This window comes from Streptomyces sp. NPDC092952 (genome assembly GCF_044754785.1).
In the GTDB taxonomy this organism is placed as follows: Bacteria; Actinomycetota; Actinomycetes; order Streptomycetales; family Streptomycetaceae; genus Streptomyces.
On record NZ_JBIVPT010000006.1, the window covers coordinates 197,704 to 219,485 of the forward strand.

Sequence of the window (21,782 nt, forward strand, 5' to 3'; positions counted from 1 at the left end):
CGCGGCGTCGCGGGGTCCGGCACATCCCACGCTCTCGGCTTCGCCCGGGCAGGGGACACCCCGCTGCCCGCGGCGTCGTCGGAGCCGTCCCCGTACGCCCGGTACGGGGACGATCCTCCGTCCTGCGGTCGCACGCACCGGACCCCGCTCCTTCTCCCGCGCTCACGCATCGGACACCCCCAGGTGCCCCGGGCCGCCAGCCCCCGCCCAACCCGCAAGGAACCCGACGATGGTTGCTTTTCTCCGGCTCGCGCTGCGCCGCGTCGCGATGATGCCGGTGATGATCCTCGGCATCGCGCTGCTCGTCTTCGTGGTGCTCCAGTTCTCGCCGGCCGACCCGGCCTTCAACGCGCTCGGGGAGAGCGCCACCCCCGAGGCCCGAGCGGCCTTCGCCGAGGCCAACGGCCTCAACGACCCGCTGCCGGTCCGGTACTTCCACTTCCTCGGCCAGCTCGTCCACCTCGACCTCGGGACGACCGTCCCGCCCAGCCAGCCCGTGATCGACCGGATCACCGCCGCCTTCCCGCTCACCCTCCAGCTCACCCTGCTCGGCCTGCTCCTCGCGGTCGTGCTCGCCGTGGTCCTCGGCGTGATCGGCGCCATGTACCGGGACCGCTGGCCCGACCAGCTGTTCCGGGTCCTCTCCATGGCCGGCGTCGCCGTCCCGTCCTTCTGGCTCGGCGTCCTGCTCATCCAGCAGTTCGCGCTCAACAGCCGGATCTTCCCGACCGGCGGCTACACCAACCCCGCCGACTCCTTCAGCGGCTGGCTCACCACCATGACCCTCCCCGCGATCTCGCTCGCGCTCCCGGTCTCCGCCTCGCTCGCCCGGCTCGTCCGCACCTCGATGGTCGCCGAACTCGACCGCGACTACGTACGCACGGCCCGCGGCAACGGACTCCCGCCGCTGCTGGTGATCCGCTCGGTACTGCGCAACGCGCTCGTCACCCCGCTGACCGTGCTCGGCATCAAGGTCGGCTACATGCTCAGCGGCGCGGTCGTCATCGAAGCGATCTTCGACCTGCCCGGCATGGGCAAACTCATCCTCGAAGGTGTCACCGGCGGCGACGTCGCCCTGGTCCAGGGCACCGTACTGACCATCGCCATCGCCTTCCTGGTGGTCAACGTCATCGTCGACCTGCTCTACCTGCTGGTCAACCCGCGCATCAGGACGGTGTGACATGTTCGCCACCGGCCGTCTGGCCACCAAGCTCTCCCGACCCGGCATCGCGTTCCGCGCCCTCCCGGTCACCTCCCGCATCGCCCTCGGCGTCCTGATCGTCGTCGTCCTCGGCGCCGTGTTCGCCCCGCTGGTCACCCAGGACCCGCTCACCACCGGCACCCCCGTCCAGGCCCCGGGCGCCGAGCACTGGTTCGGCACCGACCGGGCCGGCCGCGACGTCTTCGCCCGGGTCGTGCACGGCTCGCGCTACTCGCTGGTCATCGGCCTCGGCGCCACCGCGCTCGCCCTGGTCGCCGGCTCGCTGCTCGGCTCGCTCGCCGCCACCTCGCGCAGGCTCGGCGACGAGACCGTGATGCGCACCCTCGACATCGTGATGTCGTTCCCGCCGATCGCCCTGGCCGCCGTGCTCGTCGCCGTCTTCGGCACCAGCGTCCCGGTGATCATCGCCACCATCGCCTTCGTCTACACCCCGTCACTGGCCCGCGTGGTCCGCGCCAACGTGCTCTCCCAGTACGGCGAGGACTACGTCGCCGCCGAGAAGGTCATCGGCGCCCGGCGCGGCCACATCGTGCTCCGCCACGTCGCCGTCAACTGCATGGCCCCGGTCATGGTGTTCGCCACCGTCATGGTCGCCGAAGCGATCATCTTCGAGGCCAGCCTCTCCTTCATCGGCGCGGGCGTGCAGGACCCCGACCCCAGCTGGGGCAGCGTCCTCGCCTACGGCCGGCAGATCCTCCTCGCCGGCGGCTGGTGGGCCACCTTCTTCCCCGGCCTCGCCCTGCTGGTCACCGTCCTCGCCCTCAACGTCCTCTCCGAGGGCCTCACCGACGCCTCCGCCGCGCCCGGGAGGACCAAGGCGCCCGCCCCCGCGGGCGACCCCGCCCCCGACCCGGTCGAGGCCGCCGCCACCGTGGACGTCGACGCCGCCCTCGCCCGGCTCGCCGACCGGATCGAGGCCACCCCACCGGCCGTCGCCCCCGTACCGGACGACGCCGCCGAACTGCTCGTCGTACGCGACCTGTCGATCCGCTTCCCCGACCGCTACGGCCCCGTCCCCGTCGTCGACTCGCTGAACTTCACCGTCCACGAGGGCGAGACCCTCGGCCTGGTCGGCGAGTCCGGCTGCGGCAAGTCCATCACCAGCCTCGCCGTCATGGGCCTGCTCGCCCGCAACGCCGAGGTCGGCGGCGAGATCCTCTACCGCGGCCGCAACCTGCTGGACCTGCGGCCCAAGGAGCGCCGCGCCCTGATGGGCCCGGAGATCGCGATGGTCTACCAGGACGCGCTCTCCTCCCTCAACCCCTCCGTGCTCGTCGGCACCCAGCTCAAACAGCTCACCTCGCGCGGCGGTACGAAGACCCCCGCCGAACTCCTCGAACTCGTCGGCCTCGCCCCCGAACGCACCCTGCGCAGCTACCCGCACGAGCTCTCCGGAGGCCAGCGCCAGCGCGTCCTCATCGCCATGGCGCTCTCCCGCGACCCGCGCCTGCTCATCGCCGACGAACCCACCACCGCCCTCGACGTCACCGTCCAGGCCCAGGTCGTCGAACTCCTGGTGAAGCTCCGCGACGAACTCGGCTTCGCGATGGTCCTGGTCTCGCACGACCTCGCCCTCGTCGGCGACCTCTCGCACCGGGTCGCGGTGATGTACGCGGGCCGGCTCGCCGAGATCGGCGCTACCCGCTCCGTCCTCACCGGCCCCACCCACCACTACACCCGCGGACTGCTCGGCTCGGTCGTCTCCCTGGAGGCCGGCGCCGACCGGCTCCACCAGATCCGGGGCATCGTCCCCGCGCCCCAGGGCTTCGGCACCGGCTGCCGCTTCGCCTCGCGCTGCGCGGCCGCCACCGAACGCTGCCGCACCACCCCGCCCGAGCTCACCGCGCACACCGGCGCGCAGGACCACGGCTTCGCCTGCCACCACCCCGCGCGGGCCGCACGACTCGAAGGGAGCCACCGGTGATCCGGCTCGACGGCGTCCACGTACGCCACAAGGCACGCAGCGGCGGACTCTTCCGCCGGGACGCCGTGCACGCCCTCACCGACGCCACCCTGGAGGTCGAGCGCGGCGAGATCGTCGGCCTGGTCGGCGAGTCCGGCTGCGGGAAATCCACCCTGGCCCGGGTGCTGACCGGGCTCCAGAAGCCCACCGAGGGCCGGGTCTCCTTCCACGGCGACGACCTCTGGGAGATGCCCGCGGCCAGGCGCCGCCAGGACTTCGGCTCCGCCGTCGGCGTCGTCTTCCAGGACCCGTCCACCGCGCTCAACCCGAGGCTCACGGTGCGTCAGATCCTCCGTGACCCGCTCGACGTGCACCGGCGCGGCACCGTCCGGGAACGCGAGACCCGCGTCGAGGAACTCCTCGACCTGGTCGGGCTGCCCGGCCACACCCTCGCCGCCCTGCCGGGGCAGCTCTCCGGCGGCCAGCGCCAGCGCGTCGCCATCGCCCGCGCCCTGGCCCTGGAACCGGAGCTGATCGTCGCCGACGAACCCACCTCCGCCCTCGACGTCTCCGTCCGCGCCCAGGTCCTCAACCTCCTGGTCGACCTGCGCGAACGCCTCGGCCTCGGCATGGTGTTCATCTCGCACGACATCCAGACGGTGCGCTACCTCGCCGACCGCCTCGCCGTCCTCTACCTCGGCCGGATCGTCGAGGAGGGCCCGGCCGCCGAGGTGGCCGGCGCGCCCCGGCACCCGTACACCGAGGCGCTGCTCTCGGCCACCCCGAGCCTGCTGGAGACCACCGAACGCATCGTGCTCACCGGCCCGGTGCCCTCGGCCACCAACCCGCCCACCGGCTGCCCGTTCCGCACCCGCTGCTGGAAGGCCGACGACGCCTGCGCCACGGAGTTCCCGGCCCCGGCCACCGGCCCGGCCGACCACCGCTGGCACTGCGTCCACCCCCAGCCCGCCCCCTCCGCACCATCCGCAAGGAGCACCGCATGACCGCCCGCACCCCCCGCTACACCGGCGTGATCCCGCCCGTCGTCACCCCGCTCACCGCGGACGGGGAGATCGACCGCCCCTCCCTGGAGCGGGTCGTGGCCCACCTCCTCGACGGCGGCGTCAGCGGCCTCTTCGCCCTCGGCAGCTCGGGCGAGACCGCCTACCTCACGCCCGCCAGGCAGGACGAGGTCATCAGGATCATCACGTCCGCCGCCGCCGGCCAGGTGCCGGTGCTCGTCGGCGCCATCGAGACCACCACCGACCGCGCCATCGAACGGGCCCGCGCCGCCCGCGGTCTCGGCGCCGACGCCGTCGTCGTCACCGCCCCCTTCTACACCCGGACCGACGACACCGAGATCGACCGCCACTTCCGCACCGTCGCCGCCGCCCTCGACCTGCCGGTCCTGGCCTACGACGTCCCGGTCTGCGTCCACAGCAAGCTCACCCCCGAACTGCTGCTGCCGCTCGCCGAGGAGGGCGTGATCGCCGGGGTGAAGGACTCCAGCGGTGACGACGGCTCGTTCCGCCGCCTGGCCATCGCCGCGCGCGGGCTCCCGGAGTTCTCCGTGCTCACCGGGCACGAACTGGTCGTCGACGCGATGATGCTGGGGGGCGCGGACGGCTCCGTCCCCGGACTCGGCAACGTCGACCCGCACGGTTACGTACGCCTCCACGAGGCGGCGGTACGCGGCGACTGGGCGGCGGCCCGGGCCGAACAGGACCGGCTGGTCGCGCTCTTCGACATCATCCGCGCCGCCCGCCCCGGCACGGCGTCCGCCACCGCCGCCGGGCTCGGCGCCTTCAAGACCGCGCTGATGCTGCGCGGGATCATCGCCACGAACCGGATGAGCGCGCCGATGCGCGATCTGGACGCGGCCGAGACCGCCGAGATCGCGGCCTGCCTGGACCGTGCGGGGCTCTCCCGCAGCTGAGCGGAACGGGTCCGCACAGCGGAACGGGTCCGCACAGCGGAACGGCGGTCCGTCGCCGCAGCCCCGGCTGCGGCGACGGACCGCCGTCCGTCATGCCGGTCGGCCATCGGCCGACCCGTTCGGTCAGTCCTTCGCGGTACGGGCGCGGCGGACCATCAGCCCTCCGCCGAGGACCATGGCGGCGGCGGCGCCACCGGCGATGCCCAGGTTGCCGTTGGCACCGGTGTGCGCCAGCACCGGCGGCGTGGGCGGGGTCGGAGCGGGCGGGGCCGGCGGCTCGTGGTGCGCGGGGGCCGGGGGCTCATGGTGCTCCGGCGGGCAGTCGGGCTTGTGCGGCTTCGGCGGCTTGTGGTGCGCCGGGGCCGGCGGCTCGTGGTGGACCGGCGGCTTGTGGTGCTCCGGCGGGCAGTCGGGCTTGTGCGGCTTCGGCGGGGTGGGGTGGTGCGGAGGCTCGACCGGCGGGTGGTGCGGGGGGTGGACCGGCGGGTGGACCGGCGGGTGGTGCGGCGGGTGGACCACCGGCACCGGCGGCGGGAGCTCGCCCCCACCGGACACGTTGGCGCAGTGGTTCCCACCCGCCGGGTTCAGCGCGCCGATCACGTCCACGCTGTTGCCGCAGGCGTTGACCGGCACGTCCACCGGGACCTGCACCACGTTGCCGGAGAGCACGCCGGGGGAGCCGACCGCGGCACCCTCCGCGCTCGCGCCCTGGCCCCCGCCGCCGCCCTGACCGCCCACGTTCGCGCACTCGTTGCCGAACGCGGGGTTCAGCAGGCCGACCACGTCGACCGTGTTGCCGCACACGTTCACCGGCACGTGCACCGGCACCTGCACGGTGTTGCCCGAGCCGACGCCGGGCGAACCGACGGCCGCACCGTCGGCGGAGGCGTCCGCGAACGCGTACCCGCCGGTCATGGCCAGCAGCCCTGACGCTGCTGCCGCGACGAGCACGCTCTTACTCAAGGCTTTGCGCATCGATTGCCCTTTCCTAGGACATTCCGTTGCGAGCCGGAGCTCGCAGTTCGTTCATCAGACCGGTCTGGATGCCGCCGAGGGGACGCTCGGCGGTGCCGTGTGCTACTCGGAAAGCAGCGGTTTCGGGAAACGCGGAGACCGTGAGGACATGTTCTTCATGTGACGAGTCCTGTTCTCTGCCGACCGCGCGCCCGAGCTACACGCTGTGTACATAGATAACGAGGAGAATTTGTTCAGGAAACTCGCAAAGCCGTGGAAATTCTGTGACCACTCGAATGGAGTAGCGATGAGCGGCTGGAGTGCTTTTCGTACTGTTGTGCGCGCGACGCTGACATTCGGGTGAATCGAAAGAACCAAACTCCTGGTCCCGAGTTGTGCAGGGAGCCCCGGTACGGGGCATCCAGTACGAGAAGGGTTAAACGTGATCAAGAAGGTTCTGGCGACGGGTGCCGTTGCCGCCTCCATCCTCGGTCTGGGCGCGACGCAGGCCATGGCCATCGGCGACGACGGCGGTACGACTTCGGTCACCGGCAACGGAGCCTCGCAGGTCTTCGGCAACCAGGAGACCCAGGGCGACGGCAGCCCGCAGTTCAGCCTCGTCCAGGGCAGCCTGAACAAGCCCTGCATCGGCCTGCCCGCCAAGGTCAACGCCGGTTCGCTCATCGGTCTGATCCCGATCGCGGTCCAGGACGTCAACGTTCTGTCCTCGCCGCAGAACCAGCAGTGCACCGAGAACTCCACCCAGGCCAAGGGCGACGAGCCCCTGTCGCACATCCTGGACGGAATCCCGGTGCTCTCCGGCAACGGTGCCGGCAACAGCTGATCCGCACCTGATCCAGCCGTAACGACAGGCCCGAACCGCCGGTTCCTCCGCCGCGCGGTCCGGGCCTGTTGCTGTTGCTGGCGGATATGGCGCTCCGGCCGGAAATCCTTTTCGGCCCCATCGGGCGAGCGCTATTGCGTCATCCGGGCGATCTTTTGAGGATCTTCAGCTCTACGAGTTTCGCCTACGGTCCTAAATCGTTACGAATGACAGCGGCGGAGTTACGAGTGATGAGTACCGCGCTCGTGCGGCACGAAAGACGTGGCCGTTCCGGACTCCGTCGAAGAAAGGGAACACAGTGAAGTACACCAAGGTTGCCGCCATCGCCGCCGGAACCCTGATGGCGATGGGTGCCGCCGCGCCGGCGTTCGCCGACGCCGGTGCCGAGGGCGGCGCCGCCGCCTCCCCGGGCGTCGTCTCGGGCAACGTCATCCAGGTGCCGATCCACCTTCCGATCAACCTGTGCGGGAACTCCATCGACGTGATCGGTGTGCTGAACCCCGCCTTCGGCAACACCTGCGCCAACGTCTGACCTCTGGTCGCACCGGTCGAACGTCCTCGGCCGAGTAAGGCCCCGTACCGCGTTCCGGCGCGGTACGGGGCCTTTCCCTTTCCCTCTCCCCGCCGTGGCCCTTCGAACGGATGGACCCGCGGAAATCCCGGCCGCGTCCAGTTGCCGGGCCGCGACCGCCTCGTTACCCAGGGCGAAAGCGGCGGAAGGCACGGCCACGGAAGGCCCGTGCGGCGCGGTGCGCGACCGAAACAGAAGCCGCTGCAGAAAGGAACCCGAGAAATGAAGTACGCGAAGACTGCTGCGTTCGTTGCCGGTTCCGTGGTTGCTCTCGGCACGGCTGCTCCCGCCCTCGCCGTCACCAACACCACGGCCCCCAACCTCAGCCTCAACGGGGGCATCAACCAGGTGGTGGAGAGCGCCCCGCAGGCCGTGAACCCGGTCGTCGACACGGTCGGCCGGACCGCGGACGCGGTGAAGAAGAACGGCACCGTCACCAAGCTGGCCGAGCAGGCCACCGGTGCGGCCAAGAGCGCGGCCCCGCTCCTCGGCGGCCTGCCGATCGGCGGCTGAGCGCCCGAAGGCCGCAACCCCGCATTCCCGCCGGTCTCCGGCCCCTCGTTTTCCTCGGGTGCCCCGAATCCGGCGTACGGCCGGAGGGGGCGGCACCGTTCGAGTGAATCGGCACAACCATCCCCGTTGCCGGGAGTTGATCAGGTCGCTCCGGACAGGCGGGCAACAGAGAAATTCCAGAAGGGCTATTTCATGATCAAGAAGATTATGGCCTCGGCAGCCGTCGCTGCCTCGCTCGTCGGCGTCTCCGCCGCGATCGCCCCGCAGGCCATGGCCGTCGGCAACGACGGTGGTACCACCTCGCTCAGCGGCAACGAGGCCGTGCAGTCGTACGGCAACTCCGCCACCTACGGCAACATGAGCCCGCAGATCGCGCTCATCCAGGGCTCGCTCAACAAGCCCTGCATCGCGCTGCCGGCCAAGGCCAACATCGGCTCGGTGCTCGGCCTGATCCCGGTCTCGGTCCAGGACCTCAACGTCCTGTCCTCGCCGCAGAACCAGCAGTGCACCGAGAACTCCACCCAGGCCAAGGGCGACGAGCCGCTGTCGCACATCCTGGACGACATCCCGGTCCTCTCCGGCAACGGCGTCGCCAACAACTAAGGCCGTACCGCCCCGCGCTCCTCGCCGGTCACGTCCTGATCCGGCCGGGAGTGTGTCCGGGCAGCTTCCCGCCTGTCCGTTCGCAGTACCGCAGTACCCGACCCACCCTGGGGTCGGCGCATCCCCGTACGGCCGCTCCCGGCCGTGCGGGCGCGCCGGCCCCATCGGTGTGTCCGGGGTGCGAAGGCCCACGAACGGGCGGGCGGACTGGGCCGGTTGCCGTAGTACGGGCGGACACCGGCCGCCGCACCGGGTAGGGCCCGGTCATGGACCAGAACGACAGTCAGCACCCCCGCGGCCGACAGGGGCACGCGCAGGACGGCACACCCATCTACGACCGGCTGCTCGCCGAATGGCGGGCGGCCCACGGCGGTCCGGATCCGGTGACCCCGGCGGACCCGGGCAGACCCCGCGCCCGGATTCCCGCGGCCCGGGCCTCCGGCGAGGCGGTCGACGACTGAGAACCGGTGATCGAACTCATGCCGGATCGAACACTTTTGGGTGGTGCTGCGGAACCGACTCCTCCGTAGCGGGTTGATCAGTACGTTCCACAACGGGACGCTCCGAAAGGTGAAGCGTGATGAAGAAGATGATGACCGGCGCAGCGGTGGCCGTGTCCCTGGTCGGCCTGTCCGCCGTCGCGGCCCCCGCGGCCATGGCGATCGGCAACGACGGTGGCACCACGTCGGTCAGCGGCAACGGTGCCGTCGACGCGTTCGGCAACGCCGCGACCCACGGCGACGGCAGCCCGCAGGCCCAGCTCGTCCAGGGCAGCCTGAACAAGCTCTGCGTCGGCCTGCCGGTGAAGGCGAACGCCGGCTCGCTCGTCGGCCTGCTGGTGCCGGTCGCGGTCCAGGACATCAACGTCCTGTCCTCGCCGCAGAACCAGCAGTGCGCCGAGAACTCCACCCAGGCCAAGGGCGACGAGCCGCTGTCGCACCTCGTGGACGACATCCCGGTGCTCTCGGGCAACGGCGTCGCCAACAACTGACGTGCCGCAGGTGCGGGCGGTCCGGGGTTCTCCCCGCGGCCGCCCGCACCGTCGCACACGGCGGGAACAGCCGGATCCGGGGCCGTCGACCCAGGGATTCCGGGTACGAGGATGCCCACCGCACCCCGTGGTGCGGTGGGCATCCTCGTACCCGGGCGGGTCAGCCCAGGGTGCGGATCGGGAGCACGCAGTGCGCGGCGGTCGTGATGACCTCGGGGTCGGCCGCGAAGGACCGCAACTGCTCCTCGCTCACCGGCCGGCCCGGCGCGCCCTGCGGCCACGGGCGGGTGGCGAACATGACGTTCACCTCGCCCCGGGCGTCGGCCGCGGCCAGCCACTCCGGCGGTGCGGGGTACTGCGCGGTGAAGTGAGGGAGCGTCAGGACCGCCTGTCCGGCCTGGACGAGCAGCTTCACCGGAAGGCCCGGCTGCTCCGCGGCGTGCACCGGGGAGGCGCCCACCGGCAGTCCGGCGCGCTCCAGCGACACACGGACGGCGGCCTCCGTACCGGCCGGGCCCTCCGATCCGTCGCCCAGCGAGTAGACGAGCAGGAAGGCGACATCGGCGCCGTCGGCGGGGTGTTCGCCGCTCCACCCGATCAGGGTGATCGTGCCCAACTGGGCCGGGGTGAAGGTGCCGGTGGAGGTCTGGGGTGTGGTCATGTCCGGCACCCTAACCGCCATGAACAGGCTGATGCGTACGTCTATCACCTGATCGAGGGAGATAGGCGGATATCCCCGGCGAACACGGCGTCGATCGGCTCCGTTTCGGGCCGCGCGATAAATGGGTTGAGCCCGTGGAGGGGCGCGGGCTATGGTTTCCCACGTTCCGGACGGCGGGGATCGACCGCCGCCGTCGGTCCCGTGCGTGAACCAGGAGGTGAGGATCGTGATGACTGTCGCTGTGACGGGTGCTGCCCGCAATCCGAAGAGCATCATGCCCACCCCTGTGGTCGCCGGCTGACCTACTCCGTAACTCTGCGCGCCCGTGTGCGCGTTGCCGGGGCCACCCTTCGAAGGGTCTCCCTTGTCTTTCCCGTTCTCTTCTTCTTCTCTTCTCTCCTCGCAGGACCCGTCCGCCGCCCACCCGCTGGCTCCCTACGGCTGGGACGACGCATGGGCGGACGCCTTCGCCCCGCACGCCGAACAGGGGCTGCTGCCCGGCCGGGTGGTGCGGGTGGACCGCGGCCAGTGCGATGTCGTCACCCCGCACGGCACGCTCCGCGCCGACACGGCCTTCGTCGTCCCGCGCGACCCGATGCGGATCGTCTGCACGGGCGACTGGGTCGCCGTCGACCCCGACGGTGACCCGCAGTTCGTACGGACGCTGCTGCCGCGGCGCACCGCCTTCGTCCGCTCGACGTCCTCGCAGCGCTCCGAGGGCCAGGTGCTCGCCACCAATGTGGACCACATCGTCATCTGCCTCTCGCTCGCCGTCGACTTCGACCTCGGGCGGGTGGAGCGGTTCCTGGCGCTCGCTATGTCCAGCTCCAGCGGTGACGCGCTGCTGCGGGACGACGGCTCGGCCGGGGACGGCGCCGCCGAGCCGATCGTGGTGCTGACCAAGTCCGACCTGGTGCCGGACGCGGCGACGCTGTCGTACCTCGTCCAGGACATCGAGGGCGTCGCCCCCGGTGTGCAGGTGCTGGCCGTCAGCTCCGCCACCGGGGAGGGCATCGACGTCTTCTCCGCCATCGTCTCGGGCGGTACGAGCGTGCTGCTCGGCGCCTCCGGGGCGGGCAAGTCGACGCTGGCCAACACGTTGCTCGGCCAGGACGTGATGGACGTGCGGGCCGCGCGCGACGTCGACGGCAAGGGGCGGCACACCACCACCACCCGCAACCTGCTCCTCCTGCCCTCCGGCGGGGTGCTCATCGACACCCCCGGGCTGCGCGGGGTCGGGCTCTGGGACGCGGAGGCGGGGGTCGGCCAGGTCTTCTCCGAGATCGAGGAACTGGCCGGGGAGTGCCGGTTCCACGACTGCGCCCATGAGACCGAGCCCGGCTGCGCGGTGCTCGCCGCGATCGAGGACGGTTCGCTGCACGAGCGGCGCCTCGACAGCTTCCGCAAGCTGATGCGGGAGAACCGGCGCATCGCGGCCAAGACCGACGCACGGCTGCGCTCGGAGATGCTGCGCAACTGGAAGCGCCAGGGGGCCGAGGGCCGGGCCGCCATGGACGCGAAGCGCGGCCGGATGCGGTAGCCCGCCCGCCGGGCGGTCCCGGGGGCGGCCGGGGTCCGTGTCCGAATCCCGCCGGTGCGGTGCCGCGAGGTGCCGCACACTGGATCGGGTGATGGACGAACGGACCAGGTACGAGGCGGTGAGCAGCCGCGACGCGCGGTTCGACGGCGCGTTCTTCTTCGCCGTCGAGACGACCGGCATCTACTGCCGGCCGAGCTGCCCCGCCGTGACGCCCAAGCGGAAGAACGTCCGCTTCTTCCCGACCGCGGCCGCCGCGCAGGGGCACGGCTTCCGGGCCTGCCGCCGCTGCCGCCCGGACGCCGTGCCCGGCTCGGCCGACTGGAACGTCCGGGCCGACGTGGTGGGCCGGGCGGTGCGGATGATCGGCGACGGTGTGGTCGACCGGGAGGGTGTGCCCGGTCTGGCCCGGCGGCTCGGCTACAGCGCGCGGCAGGTGCAGCGGCAGCTCAACGCGGAGCTGGGGGCGGGCCCGGTGGCGCTCGCCCGCGCCCAGCGGGCCCACACCGCCCGGGTCCTGCTCCAGACGACCGGGCTGCCGGTGACCGAGATCGCCTTCGCGTCCGGCTTCGCCAGCGTGCGCCAGTTCAACGACACGGTCCGGCAGATCTACGCCCGCACCCCGAGCGCGCTGCGGGCCGAGGCCGCCACGGGGCTGGGCGCGGCGGTCCGGGAGGCGCGGACCACCGGGGTCCCGCTGCGGCTCGCCCACCGGGGGCCGTACGCGGCCCGGGAGGTCTTCGACCTGCTGGCCGGCGCGGTGGTGGCCCGGGTCGAGGAGATGGCCGGGGAGCCGGGCGCCCGCACCTACCGGCGCACCCTGCGGCTGCCGTACGGCTCGGGCATCGTGGCCGTCGACGAGCGGTCCGCCGGGCCCTGGCTGGACGCCCGGATCCACCTCACGGACCTGCGGGACCTGACGACCGCCGTCCAGCGGCTGCGGCGCCTCTTCGACCTGGACGCCGACCCGTACGCCGTCGACGAGCGGCTGGCGGCCGATCCGCTGCTCGCCCCGGGGGTGGCCGCCCGCCCCGGACTGCGCTCGCCGGGCACCGCGGACCCGGAGGAGTTCGCGGTACGGACGCTGGTGGGCGAGGCGGCCGCCGGGCGGCTGGTGGAGGCGTACGGGAAGGTCCTGGACGTGCCCTGCGGCGGGCTGACGCATGTGTTCCCCGAGCCGGGCGTGCTGGCCGGTGCCCCCGAGGCGCCGGAGCTGCGGGCGCTGGCCGCCGCCCTCGCCGACGGGGAGGCGCGGCTCGACGCAGGGGCCGACCGGGAGGAGGCCGAACGGGCGCTGCTGCGGCTGCCCGGGTTCGGCCCGGCGAAGGCGGCGCTCGTCCGGATGCGGGCGCTCGGCGACCCGGACGTCGACCCGGAGCGGCGGCCCGGGGCGGAGCGGTGGCGGCCCTGGCGCTCGTACGGGGCACGCCACCTGGAGCTGCTGCACCGGGCCGCCGGCCGCGACGCTCAGCCCCAGATCACCGCGCCCAGCCAGCCGCCCGCCACCAGCAGGCACGCGAAGAGCTCGACCAGCACCGAGTAGCCGGTGGCCCGCATCACCGAGCGCACCGACGCCCAGCCCGCGCCCCGGCTGCCCAGCCGCAGCCGCTCCGCACCGTAGATGGCCCCCACGTAGCCGATGACCGCGCCCACCACCGGCACCACGAAGAAGCCCAGGATCGCCGCGATGCCGCCCAGCATCGGCGTCCTGCGCGGCGCCCCCGTCTCACGCGGGCGGCGCGGCGGCAGCAGCGGCTTCAGCGCCTGGTCCAGCAGCAGCACCGCCGTCGCGCCGATGAGCACGCCCCAGGCGAGCGGCGACGTGTCGGTCAGCGCCCACCACAGCACGGCGGCCCAGACGATCGCCTGTCCCGGCACCCCCGGAACCAGCACGCCGAGCAGGCCCAGGAGCATGACCAGGCCGACGGCGACGAGTTGCCACACACCCATCTGCCCAGACTGCCGGAGTCCGGCCGGTCCCGCCCGTCAGCGTTCCCTGGGGGTACGGGCCACCCAGCCCCGTTCGTACGCGTGCCAGCCGAGCTGGAGCCGGGTCGAGACGCCCGTCAGCTCCATCAGGCCCTTCACCCGGCGCTGCACCGTCCGCAGTCCCAGCTCCAGCTGCTTGGCCACGCTCGCGTCGGTCAGCCCGGCCAGCAGCAGCGAGAGGATCTCCAGATCGGTGGCGTCCGGGCCGGTGTCCTCCTCCGCCAGGGCGCCGCTCTCGCTCATCCTGAGCGGCATCGCCTCGCGCCACACCGCCTCGAAGAGCCCCATCAGCGACTCCAGCAGCCCGGAGGAGTGGACCACCAGGGCGGCGGGCTCGGCGCCGCGCCCGGTCAGCGGCACCATGGCCAGGGCGCGGTCGGCGACGACCAGCTTGGTCGGCACCCGGTCGATCACCCGGCACTGCTCGTTCCGGCTCAGTGCCGCAGACAGCTCCAGGATCCCGTACGGCAGCGAGAGCAGCTCCCGCTCGACCACCACCCGGTAGGAGACCCCGCGGGTGGCGGCCTGCTCCTCGGCCTCGTTCTCCATGCCGCTGACCGCGATCGGCTTCCCGGTGACCAGGGCGCACACCTCGCTCGTCGCGCCCAGCTGCAACTGGTGGAAGCGGTGCGAGACGGCGCTCCCGCCCGTGACCACCTCGACGAGGTCGTGGACGGCGGGCTCCGAGGCCTCCGCCCGGTACTCCTCGGCGAGGAGTGCCGCCGCAAGCTCGGCCTGCTCCAGCTCGTGGCGCTGCTGGGTCAGCAGGGCCCCGAGCGCCACTCCGGGTGGCGCGGCGACCCAGCGGCCGGGGCGCGCGGAGGACTGGGCGGCCAGTCCGTGCTGCTCCAGCCTGCGCAGGGCGCGCTCGGTGTCCGGCTCGGGAAGCACCAGCCGGTGCGCGAGATCGGAGACCTCGGCGGCGCCCACCGCGACGAGCGCGCGGTACGCCGACTCCTGTATCTCGTCGAGACCTATGGCTCCCAGCATCCCCAGACCCTTCCGGACGCGCTTGTTCCGCACCTTGTCACCGTGGCCGGGCGCCCGGTCGTGGCGGAAAGCGGCCACGGCGTAAACCCGCCGTGTACATCATCCCTTTAACGTCCGTCGCTCTGCCAATGTGGCGCCACCGCAGTACCAACAACCGTCGTTAGGCGGCGGTTTGAGCCGGTTGGTTCCTTAATCACTTGGGGAGAGCGATGCGTCCGATATCGCGCACGGCACTGGGAGCGGCCACCGCCGCGGTCCTGGCCGTCACCGCGATCGCACCGTCAGCGGCAGCGCCGCGGGACGGTGCGACAGGCAAGAGACCACTGACCGGCAGCTCCGCCGCACGGGCGGAGAAGGCCGAACCGGTCACCGTGACCCTGGTCACCGGCGACAAGGTCCTGGTGCGCACGGACGGTTCGGGGGCCTCCTCGGTCACCGCGCTGCCGCGCGAGGACGGGACCGTACCCCTGCTCCAGACCCGGCAGTCGGGCAAGGACCTGTACGTCTACCCCGAGTCGGCCACCGCCGCGCTGGCCGCCGGCACGGTCGACGAGGAACTCTTCAACGTCACCGGCCTCGTCCGGCAGGGCTACGACGACGCGCACACCAAGGCGCTGCCGCTGATCGCGGTGTACGGCAAGGGCAAGGCCCGTACCGCATTGGCCGCCACCCCGCGCGGTGCCGAGCGCGGTCCGGTCCTGGACGTCATCGACGGGGTCGCCCTCAAGGCCGACAAGGCGAAGGCCGCCGACTTCTGGTCGGACGTCACCGGGGCCGGAACGGGCACCGCCGCCCGCGGCCTCGCCTCCTCGGGGCTGAAGAAGCTCTGGCTCGACCGCAAGGTCCGGGCCAGTCTCGACAAGTCGACCAAGCAGGTCGGCGCCGACCTCGCCTGGGCCGCCGGATTCGACGGCAAGGGCACCAAGGTCGCCGTCCTCGACACCGGCGTCGACGCCGAACACCCCGACCTCAAGGGCCGGGTCACCGTCTCGGAGAACTTCACCGACTCCGACAGCACCGACGACCGGCAGGGCCACGGCACCCACACCATCTCCACCGTCGGCGGCTCCGGCGCGGCCAGCGGTGGCAAGAAGAAGGGCGTCGCCCCCGGCGCCGACCTGCTCGCCGGGAAGGTCCTCAACGACAGCGGCTCCGGAGCCGAGTCCTGGATCATCGCCGGCATGCAGTGGGCCGTCGACCAGAAGGCCGACGTCGTCTCGATGAGCCTCGGCTCCCCGGAACCGACCGACTGCACCGACCCGATGAGCCTCGCCGCCGAGAAGCTGGCGAAGAGCGAGGACACCCTGTTCGTGATCGCGGCCGGCAACTCCGGCCCGACGCTGAACACCGTCTCCTCGCCGGGCTGCGCCCCCGGCGTGCTCACCGTCGGCGCCGTCGACCGCGACGACACCACCGCCCAGTTCTCCAGCCGCGGCCCCGTCATCGGCTCGCACACCCTCAAGCCCGAGATCGCCGCCCCCGGCGTCGCCATCTCGGCCGCCTCCGCCGGAGGCCGGGGCGTCTACGCGTACCGGACGATGTCCGGCACGTCGATGGCCACCCCGCATGTCGCGGGCGCCGCCGCCATCGTGAAGCAGCGTCACCCCGACTGGACCGCCCAGCAGATCAAGGCGGCGCTCGTCTCGTCGGCGAAGAGCGACATCCCCGGCGACGTCCGCGAGACCGGTGCCGGACGCCTCGACGTCAAGGCCGCCATCGACACCACGGTCGTAGGTGCCCCCGCCCTCCAGGGCGGCACCTACGCGTGGCCGCAGGACCGCAGCGACCGCACCACCGTCGACGTCCCGTACACCAACTCCGGCAGCAAGCCGGTCAAGCTGTCGCTGAAGGTCCAGGGCGTCACCGGCAACGACGGCTCCACCGTCCGCTCCGCCGTCGCCAGGCTCGGCGCCAACAGCGTCACCGTCCCGGCCGGAGCCACCGTCAAGGTCCCGCTGGCCATCGACCCGACCGCGAAGCTGACGGCCGCCCAGTACGGCGACGTCACGGGACGGGTCCTCGCCACCGGCCCCGGCGGCGCCAAGGTCTCCACCCCGTTCTCGCTGTACGTGGGCGCCGAGACCGTCACCCTGCGGGTCAAGCTCGTCGACCGCACCGGCAAGCCCGCCGACGGCTCCTCCTCGCTGGACGTCATCGGCACCGACACCTCCACCGGCGAGCGCCGCTTCAACGACGGCGCCGCCGACCAGGTCTACCAGCTGCGCCCCGGCGCGTACTTCGTGTCCAGCTTCGTCATCTCCCCGGACCCGGCGGACCCCACCGGCCGTCTCGACGAATCGGTCGCCTACCTGGCCCGGCCGCAGCTCAAGCTGACCAAGGACACCACCCTCGTCCTGGACGCCCGCAAGGCCCACCGCGTCCAGGTGAGGACCGCCGACCGCGCCACCGAGAACCACTCCACCACGCTCGCCTTCGGCCGCACCTGGGACGGCGCCTGGCTGCACGCGGGCTCCCTCTCCGCGGGCTCCGACGTCAAGAACTACCTGGCGGACGTGGAGGGCCGGGCGACCGACGGCGACTTCGAGTTCTCCAGCTTCTGGCGCGCCTACGCCCCGCAGATCGAGAAGCTCTCGGTCGCCGGCGGCGCCGAACTGCACCCGACGACGGCGAGCACCGGCTCCGTCAACCTCGACGGCACGGGCGAGGCCGGTCTCGTCGACGCCGGGAGCGGCACCCCCGACGAGCTGAAGGCCGCGGGCGTCGCCGGGAAGATCGCCCTGATCGACGTGGGCGACGACGACTACGTCTACACCCAGAGCCGCGACGCGAAGGCGGCCGGCGCCAAGGCCGTCATCGCCCACCGCTCCGCGCCGGGCCCCTGGAAGCCGTCCGTCGGCTACGGCCAGCCGGGCGTGCCCGCGCTCGGCATCCAGTCGGACGAGGCCGCCGCGCTGAAGGCCGCCCTGGCCAAGGGCCCGGTCACGCTGCGCTGGAAGGCCACCGCGGTCAGCCCGTACGTCTACAACCTCGCGTTCCCCGAGACCGGGCCGATCACCTCGGACCGCACCTACACGGTCCGCGACGCCAAGCTCGGCAAGGTCACCGCGGACTACGAGGCGATGGGCGTCGCCGCCGACTACATCGACATGATGATCGTCAACCGGCCGTACGGCGCGTCGTTCTCCCCGGCGAACGACGTCGTCGCCGCCCCGAGCAAGCGCACCGAGTACTACTCGGCGGGCGACACCGCCTGGGTCCGGTACCTCTCCTCCAGCTTCCCCTGGGGCGAGATGATGACCGACCAGCCGCGCACCTACAAGGCGGGCTCCACCCGCGCGGAGAACTGGTACCGGGGCATCCCCGTCCCGGCCGCCCCGCGCGACGCCGCCGGCGGGCTCGCGCTCGCCGCCGAGCGCCAGGACAACCTGATCGGCGTAGCCCCGGGATTCTGGAGCGACAGCGAGCACGCCGGTCTCCAGGGCTCCTTCGGTGACCTGGGCTCCATGCGCCTGACCAGCGACGGCAAGCTGATCGACGAGACCGGCTGGCCGTCCGGGGTCTTCACCGTCCCGGCCGGGGACGCTCCGTACGAGCTGACCCTGCGGACCATGAGGACCGGCCAGCCGGCGGCCGTGTGGAAGCGGTCCACCAGCACCGAGACCACCTGGAAGTTCCGCTCGAAGCGCGACGAGAACGCCTACTCGCAGGGCATCCCGCTGCTCTTCCCGGGCTACGACCTGGACACCGACGGGCTCAAGACCCTGCCGGCCGAGGACGGTCGGACGATCGGTCTGAGCGTCACCGGCCACGCGGGCTACACCCCCGGAAAGCTGACCGCCGCCAAGGTCTCGTACTCCTACGACGGCGGGGAGACCTGGACCGCGGCCACCACCGCGCAGCGTGACGGCCGGTGGACCGCGACCGTGGACCACGCGGGCGCGGCGGGCAAGCCGGTCACCCTGCGGACCGAACTGACGGACGCCAACGGCAACTCCGTCGTCCAGACCGTGACCGACGCGTACGCCGTGCGCTGACGTCGCCCCGACCGGGTCCGCCGGGCGTCCTTCCCGTGGGGGGTGGGGACGTCCGGCGGACCCCTGTTCCCGGCCGTCTTTGCGGATGCGCCGTTTTCCCGGTGCCCCGGCGGCCGACAATAAGGGCATGAGCCAGCAGGGGGAGAGCCCCGCCGCCGAGGACGCGTGGTGGCGCAGGCTGTACGACGAGAAGGCCCGGGACACCGGCCCGGGCGACACGGCCGACACCCTCGACGACCGCTTCGACTCGGCGTCCGGCGCGGTGGGCCCGGACGGGCCCGTCCCGCCCGACCGGGACGCCGCGACACCACCGGAGCCGCCCCGGCCGCCGGAACCCGTGGCACCGTCCCGCGCCGAACCCCCGCCCCACCGGGGGATCGGCCAGTTGGGCGACCGGCCGTCCCGCTACGACCCCGAGCCCACCGCGCTGCCCGCCACCGGCCCGGAGGAGCTGGACGGGCTCGTCCCCGACACCGCTCTCGACGGCGCCCGCTACGGCACGTACACCCTGCGGGCCGCCTCCGTGCGCGGGGACGCCGCCCGGTCCCGGGGCGAGCCCCGCCGGGACGCGCTGCTCACCGCCCGCTTCGGCGACGACGAGGAGGCGCTCGTCCTGGTCGCCGTCGCCACCGGGGCCCGGTCCACCAAGGCGGCGCACCGGGCGGCGGCCGACGCCTGCCGCTGGATCGGCACGGCCGTCGCCCGCAGCCACGCCCGGCTCTCCGACGACATACGGGCCGGCCGCCGCCAGGACCTCAAGTCCGGGCTGAACCGCCTCACCGACCGCACCTACGGACGGCTGCGCGCCCGCGCCGCCGAGCTGGGGGAGGAACCGGAGCGGTACACCGCGAGCCTGCGCTGCCTGCTGCTGCCGGCCGACCCCGACTGCCGCACCCGGGTCTTCTTCGGTGTCGGTGCGGGCGGACTCCTCCGGCTGCGCGACGGTGTCTGGCAGGACCTCGACCCGCGGACCCCGCCGTCCGGGGACGCGCCGCCCGGCGCGGAGCCGTTCGCCGAGCCGTTCCGGTTCCGGGGCTCGGTGGCCCGGTCGGGCGACGTCCTGCTGCTCTGCAGCCCCGGGCTGGCCGCACCGCTGCGCGGCGAACCCGCCCTGGCGAAGGAGCTCGCCGCCCGCTGGGACGCCCCGGCCCCGCCCGGCCTCGCGGCCTTCCTCACCGACACCGGGCTCCGGGTGCAGGGGTACTCCGACGACCGTACGGGGGCGGGCGTCTGGGAGGCGTAACCGCGCGCGCCATGGGTTGATGGGAGCGGAAGTCCCGAAGCCGCAGTGGGGAAAGGGCACGCACCCATGGCCAAGCAGAACGTGTCGGAGCAGTTCGTCGACATCCTCGCCCGGGCGGGCGTGAAGCGGATGTACGGGGTCGTCGGCGACAGCCTCAACCCGGTCGTCGACGCCATCCGGCGCAACCGGTCCATCGACTGGATCCAGGTCCGGCACGAGGAGACCGCCGCGTTCGCCGCCGGTGCCGAGGCGCAGATCACCGGGTCGCTGGCGGCCTGCGCCGGATCGTGCGGCCCCGGCAACCTCCACCTCATCAACGGCCTCTACGACGCCCACCGATCCATGGCCCCGGTGCTCGCCCTGGCCTCGCACATCCCGTCGAGCGAGATCGGACTCGGCTACTTCCAGGAGACCCATCCGGAGCTGCTCTTCCAGGAGTGCAGCCACTACAACGAGATGATCTCCAATCCGCAGCAGATGCCGCGGCTGCTCCAGACCGCCATCCAGCACGCGGTCGGCCAGGGCGGCGTCAGCGTCGTCACGATGCCGGGCGACATCGCGGCCCAGCCCGCCCCGGAGCGGTCGGTCGAGCACGCGCTGGTCACCTCGCGGCCGACGGTCCGGCCCGGTGACGCGGAGATCGACGCGCTCGCCCGGATGGTCGACGCGGCGAAGCGGGTGACCCTGTTCTGCGGCAGCGGCACGGCCGGGGCCCACGCGGAGGTGATGGCCTTCGCCGAACGGGTGAAGGCACCGGTCGGGCACGCGCTGCGCGGCAAGGAGTGGATCCAGTACGACAACCCGTACGACGTCGGGATGAGCGGACTGCTGGGCTACGGCGCCGCCTACGAGGCGACCCACGAGTGCGATCTGCTGATCCTGCTCGGCACCGACTTCCCGTACAACGCCTTCCTCCCGACCGATGTGAAGATCGTCCAGGTCGATGTGCGCCCCGAGCACCTGGGCCGCCGGTCCCAGCTGGACCTGGCGGTCTGGGGCGACGTCCGGGAGACGCTGCGCTGTCTGACCCCGCGGGTGAGGACCAGGACCGACCGCAGGTTCCTCGACCGGATGCTGAAGAAGCACGCCGACGCCCTGGAGGGCGTGGTCAAGGCGTACACCCGCAAGGTCGACAAGCACGTTCCGATCCACCCGGAGTACGTCGCCGCGGTTCTGGACGAACTGGCCGACGAGGATGCCGTGTTCACCGTCGACACCGGCATGTGCAATGTGTGGGCCGCCCGCTACCTCTCGCCCAACGGCAGGCGCCGGGTCATCGGGTCGTTCAGCCACGGCTCGATGGCCAACGCGCTCCCGCAGGCGATCGGCGCCCAGTTCACCGACCGGAACCGGCAGGTGGTCTCGATGTCGGGCGACGGCGGATTCACCATGCTGATGGGGGACTTCCTGACGCTGGTCCAGCACGATCTGCCGGTGAAGGTCGTCGTCTTCAACAACTCCTCCCTCGGCATGGTCGAGCTGGAGATGCTGGTCGCGGGCCTGCCGTCGTTCGGCACGACCAACGACAACCCGGACTTCGCCGCGGTCGCCCGCGCCTGCGGGGCGTACGGGGTGCGGGTGGAGAAGCCGAAGCAGCTCGAAGGCGCCCTCAAGGACGCGTTCAAGCACCGGGGCCCGGCCCTCGTCGACGTCGTCACCGACCCCAACGCCCTCTCCATCCCGCCGAAGATCAGCGCCGACATGCTGACCGGCTTCGCGCTCTCCGCCAGCAAGATCGTGCTGGACGGGGGAGTGGGCCGGATGGTCCAGATGGCCCGCTCCAACCTGCGCAACATGCCCCGCCCCTGAACGCGCGGGCGGGGTCCGCCC

19 protein-coding genes are annotated in these 21,782 nt (G+C 72.5%); 15 read left to right on the forward strand and 4 right to left on the reverse strand.

Annotated elements, in window-relative coordinates; translation table 11 throughout:
• Window positions 1-229 precede the first annotated feature (229 nt).
• From ACIQGQ_RS17525 to ACIQGQ_RS17540, 4 genes are read left to right on the forward strand one after another with little or no spacing between them, the layout of a single operon-like run.
• On the forward strand, window positions 230-1,180 hold the full coding sequence (locus tag ACIQGQ_RS17525) for an ABC transporter permease (RefSeq protein ID WP_366298993.1): 951 nt from the start codon (window positions 230-232) through the stop codon (window positions 1,178-1,180).
• Between the two features lies 1 nt (window position 1,181).
• Window positions 1,182-3,146, forward strand: a complete 1,965-nt coding sequence (locus ACIQGQ_RS17530) for a dipeptide/oligopeptide/nickel ABC transporter permease/ATP-binding protein (protein WP_402396441.1) — start codon at window positions 1,182-1,184, stop codon at window positions 3,144-3,146.
• The gene (locus ACIQGQ_RS17535) at window positions 3,143-4,129 is read left to right on the forward strand and encodes an ABC transporter ATP-binding protein (protein WP_402396444.1); all 987 of its coding nucleotides are present in this window, start codon (window positions 3,143-3,145) and stop codon (window positions 4,127-4,129) included. Before ACIQGQ_RS17530 ends, ACIQGQ_RS17535 begins: the two co-directional genes overlap by 4 nt.
• Window positions 4,126-5,061, forward strand: a complete 936-nt coding sequence (locus tag ACIQGQ_RS17540) for a dihydrodipicolinate synthase family protein (RefSeq protein ID WP_402396447.1) — start codon at window positions 4,126-4,128, stop codon at window positions 5,059-5,061. Before ACIQGQ_RS17535 ends, ACIQGQ_RS17540 begins: the two co-directional genes overlap by 4 nt.
• Window positions 5,062-5,184: 123 nt before the next feature.
• Here the strand turns inward: ACIQGQ_RS17540 and ACIQGQ_RS17545 are convergent, their stop codons facing one another.
• Window positions 5,185-6,036, reverse strand: coding sequence for a chaplin (locus ACIQGQ_RS17545; protein WP_402396450.1), 852 nt, complete (start codon window positions 6,034-6,036; stop codon window positions 5,185-5,187).
• A 421-nt stretch (window positions 6,037-6,457) separates the two neighbouring features.
• On the opposite strand from ACIQGQ_RS17545, the gene ACIQGQ_RS17550 reads away from it, so the two are divergent.
• The 6 genes from ACIQGQ_RS17550 (at window position 6,458) to ACIQGQ_RS17575 (ending at window position 9,537) form a co-directional block, all read left to right on the forward strand.
• Complete coding sequence (locus ACIQGQ_RS17550; protein ID WP_366298988.1) at window positions 6,458-6,859, forward strand: rodlin; 402 nt, start codon at window positions 6,458-6,460, stop codon at window positions 6,857-6,859.
• Window positions 6,860-7,157: 298 nt separating this feature from the next.
• Window positions 7,158-7,391 carry a chaplin gene (locus tag ACIQGQ_RS17555; RefSeq protein WP_402396453.1) on the forward strand — a complete coding sequence of 78 codons (234 nt, stop codon included), beginning with the start codon at window positions 7,158-7,160 and terminating at the stop codon, window positions 7,389-7,391.
• 261 nt (window positions 7,392-7,652) lie between these two features.
• Window positions 7,653-7,943, forward strand: a complete 291-nt coding sequence (locus ACIQGQ_RS17560) for a hypothetical protein (RefSeq protein WP_352272950.1) — start codon at window positions 7,653-7,655, stop codon at window positions 7,941-7,943.
• A 192-nt stretch (window positions 7,944-8,135) separates the two neighbouring features.
• Complete coding sequence (locus tag ACIQGQ_RS17565) at window positions 8,136-8,546, forward strand: rodlin (RefSeq protein ID WP_366298986.1); 411 nt, start codon at window positions 8,136-8,138, stop codon at window positions 8,544-8,546.
• 266 nt (window positions 8,547-8,812) lie between these two features.
• Window positions 8,813-9,007, forward strand: a complete 195-nt coding sequence (locus ACIQGQ_RS17570; protein ID WP_402396456.1) for a hypothetical protein — start codon at window positions 8,813-8,815, stop codon at window positions 9,005-9,007.
• A 119-nt stretch (window positions 9,008-9,126) separates the two neighbouring features.
• Window positions 9,127-9,537 carry a rodlin gene (locus ACIQGQ_RS17575; RefSeq protein WP_402396458.1) on the forward strand — a complete coding sequence of 137 codons (411 nt, stop codon included), beginning with the start codon at window positions 9,127-9,129 and terminating at the stop codon, window positions 9,535-9,537.
• Between the two features lie 160 nt (window positions 9,538-9,697).
• On the opposite strand, the gene ACIQGQ_RS17580 is transcribed toward ACIQGQ_RS17575, so the two are convergent.
• Window positions 9,698-10,198, reverse strand: a complete 501-nt coding sequence (locus tag ACIQGQ_RS17580) for a DUF5949 family protein (protein ID WP_402396461.1) — start codon at window positions 10,196-10,198, stop codon at window positions 9,698-9,700.
• A gap of 364 nt (window positions 10,199-10,562) precedes the next feature.
• Here ACIQGQ_RS17580 and rsgA point away from each other — a divergent pair, with 364 nt between their 5' ends.
• Window positions 10,563-11,738, forward strand: coding sequence for a ribosome small subunit-dependent GTPase A (rsgA, locus tag ACIQGQ_RS17585; RefSeq protein ID WP_402396464.1), 1,176 nt, complete (start codon window positions 10,563-10,565; stop codon window positions 11,736-11,738).
• 91 nt (window positions 11,739-11,829) lie between these two features.
• On the forward strand, window positions 11,830-13,278 hold the full coding sequence (locus ACIQGQ_RS17590; protein WP_402396467.1) for a DNA-3-methyladenine glycosylase 2 family protein: 1,449 nt from the start codon (window positions 11,830-11,832) through the stop codon (window positions 13,276-13,278).
• On the opposite strand, the gene ACIQGQ_RS17595 is transcribed toward ACIQGQ_RS17590, so the two are convergent.
• Together ACIQGQ_RS17595 and ACIQGQ_RS17600 are read right to left on the reverse strand one after the other, a co-directional pair.
• Window positions 13,203-13,685 (reverse strand): DUF456 domain-containing protein, encoded by a 483-nt coding sequence (locus ACIQGQ_RS17595; protein ID WP_402396469.1) that lies wholly within the window; start codon window positions 13,683-13,685, stop codon window positions 13,203-13,205. The two genes, ACIQGQ_RS17590 and ACIQGQ_RS17595, sit on opposite strands and share 76 nt — an antisense overlap.
• A 36-nt stretch (window positions 13,686-13,721) precedes the next feature.
• On the reverse strand, window positions 13,722-14,714 hold the full coding sequence (locus ACIQGQ_RS17600) for a helix-turn-helix domain-containing protein (protein ID WP_402396472.1): 993 nt from the start codon (window positions 14,712-14,714) through the stop codon (window positions 13,722-13,724).
• A 209-nt stretch (window positions 14,715-14,923) separates the two neighbouring features.
• On the opposite strand from ACIQGQ_RS17600, the gene ACIQGQ_RS17605 reads away from it, so the two are divergent.
• The 3 genes from ACIQGQ_RS17605 to ACIQGQ_RS17615 all read left to right on the forward strand — a co-directional run bounded on the left by ACIQGQ_RS17605 (window position 14,924) and on the right by ACIQGQ_RS17615 (window position 21,761).
• Complete coding sequence (locus ACIQGQ_RS17605; RefSeq protein WP_402396475.1) at window positions 14,924-18,709, forward strand: S8 family peptidase; 3,786 nt, start codon at window positions 14,924-14,926, stop codon at window positions 18,707-18,709.
• Between the two features lie 127 nt (window positions 18,710-18,836).
• Window positions 18,837-19,952, forward strand: coding sequence for a protein phosphatase 2C domain-containing protein (locus ACIQGQ_RS17610; RefSeq protein WP_402396478.1), 1,116 nt, complete (start codon window positions 18,837-18,839; stop codon window positions 19,950-19,952).
• 66 nt (window positions 19,953-20,018) lie between these two features.
• A complete protein-coding gene (locus ACIQGQ_RS17615) occupies window positions 20,019-21,761 on the forward strand; it encodes a pyruvate dehydrogenase (protein ID WP_402396480.1) in 1,743 nt (580 codons plus the stop codon).
• The last annotated feature ends 21 nt before the right edge of the window (window positions 21,762-21,782 follow it).

Bases quoted from the DNA above. Each gene is read 5' to 3' on its own strand.
- ACIQGQ_RS17590 (WP_402396467.1), top strand. From the start codon at position 11,830: ATGGACGAACGGACCAGGTACGAGGCGGTGAGCAGCCGCGACGCGCGG.
- ACIQGQ_RS17570 (WP_402396456.1), top strand. From the start codon at position 8,813: ATGGACCAGAACGACAGTCAGCACCCCCGCGGCCGACAGGGGCACGCG.
- ACIQGQ_RS17575 (WP_402396458.1), top strand. From the start codon at position 9,127: ATGAAGAAGATGATGACCGGCGCAGCGGTGGCCGTGTCCCTGGTCGGC.
- ACIQGQ_RS17560 (WP_352272950.1), top strand. From the start codon at position 7,653: ATGAAGTACGCGAAGACTGCTGCGTTCGTTGCCGGTTCCGTGGTTGCT.
- ACIQGQ_RS17530 (WP_402396441.1), top strand. From the start codon at position 1,182: ATGTTCGCCACCGGCCGTCTGGCCACCAAGCTCTCCCGACCCGGCATC.
- ACIQGQ_RS17600 (WP_402396472.1), bottom strand. From the start codon at position 14,714: ATGCTGGGAGCCATAGGTCTCGACGAGATACAGGAGTCGGCGTACCGC.
- ACIQGQ_RS17540 (WP_402396447.1), top strand. From the start codon at position 4,126: ATGACCGCCCGCACCCCCCGCTACACCGGCGTGATCCCGCCCGTCGTC.
- ACIQGQ_RS17545 (WP_402396450.1), bottom strand. From the start codon at position 6,036: ATGCGCAAAGCCTTGAGTAAGAGCGTGCTCGTCGCGGCAGCAGCGTCA.
- ACIQGQ_RS17610 (WP_402396478.1), top strand. From the start codon at position 18,837: ATGAGCCAGCAGGGGGAGAGCCCCGCCGCCGAGGACGCGTGGTGGCGC.
- ACIQGQ_RS17580 (WP_402396461.1), bottom strand. From the start codon at position 10,198: ATGACCACACCCCAGACCTCCACCGGCACCTTCACCCCGGCCCAGTTG.
- ACIQGQ_RS17605 (WP_402396475.1), top strand. From the start codon at position 14,924: ATGCGTCCGATATCGCGCACGGCACTGGGAGCGGCCACCGCCGCGGTC.
- ACIQGQ_RS17595 (WP_402396469.1), bottom strand. From the start codon at position 13,685: ATGGGTGTGTGGCAACTCGTCGCCGTCGGCCTGGTCATGCTCCTGGGC.
- ACIQGQ_RS17565 (WP_366298986.1), top strand. From the start codon at position 8,136: ATGATCAAGAAGATTATGGCCTCGGCAGCCGTCGCTGCCTCGCTCGTC.
- ACIQGQ_RS17525 (WP_366298993.1), top strand. From the start codon at position 230: ATGGTTGCTTTTCTCCGGCTCGCGCTGCGCCGCGTCGCGATGATGCCG.
- ACIQGQ_RS17615 (WP_402396480.1), top strand. From the start codon at position 20,019: ATGGCCAAGCAGAACGTGTCGGAGCAGTTCGTCGACATCCTCGCCCGG.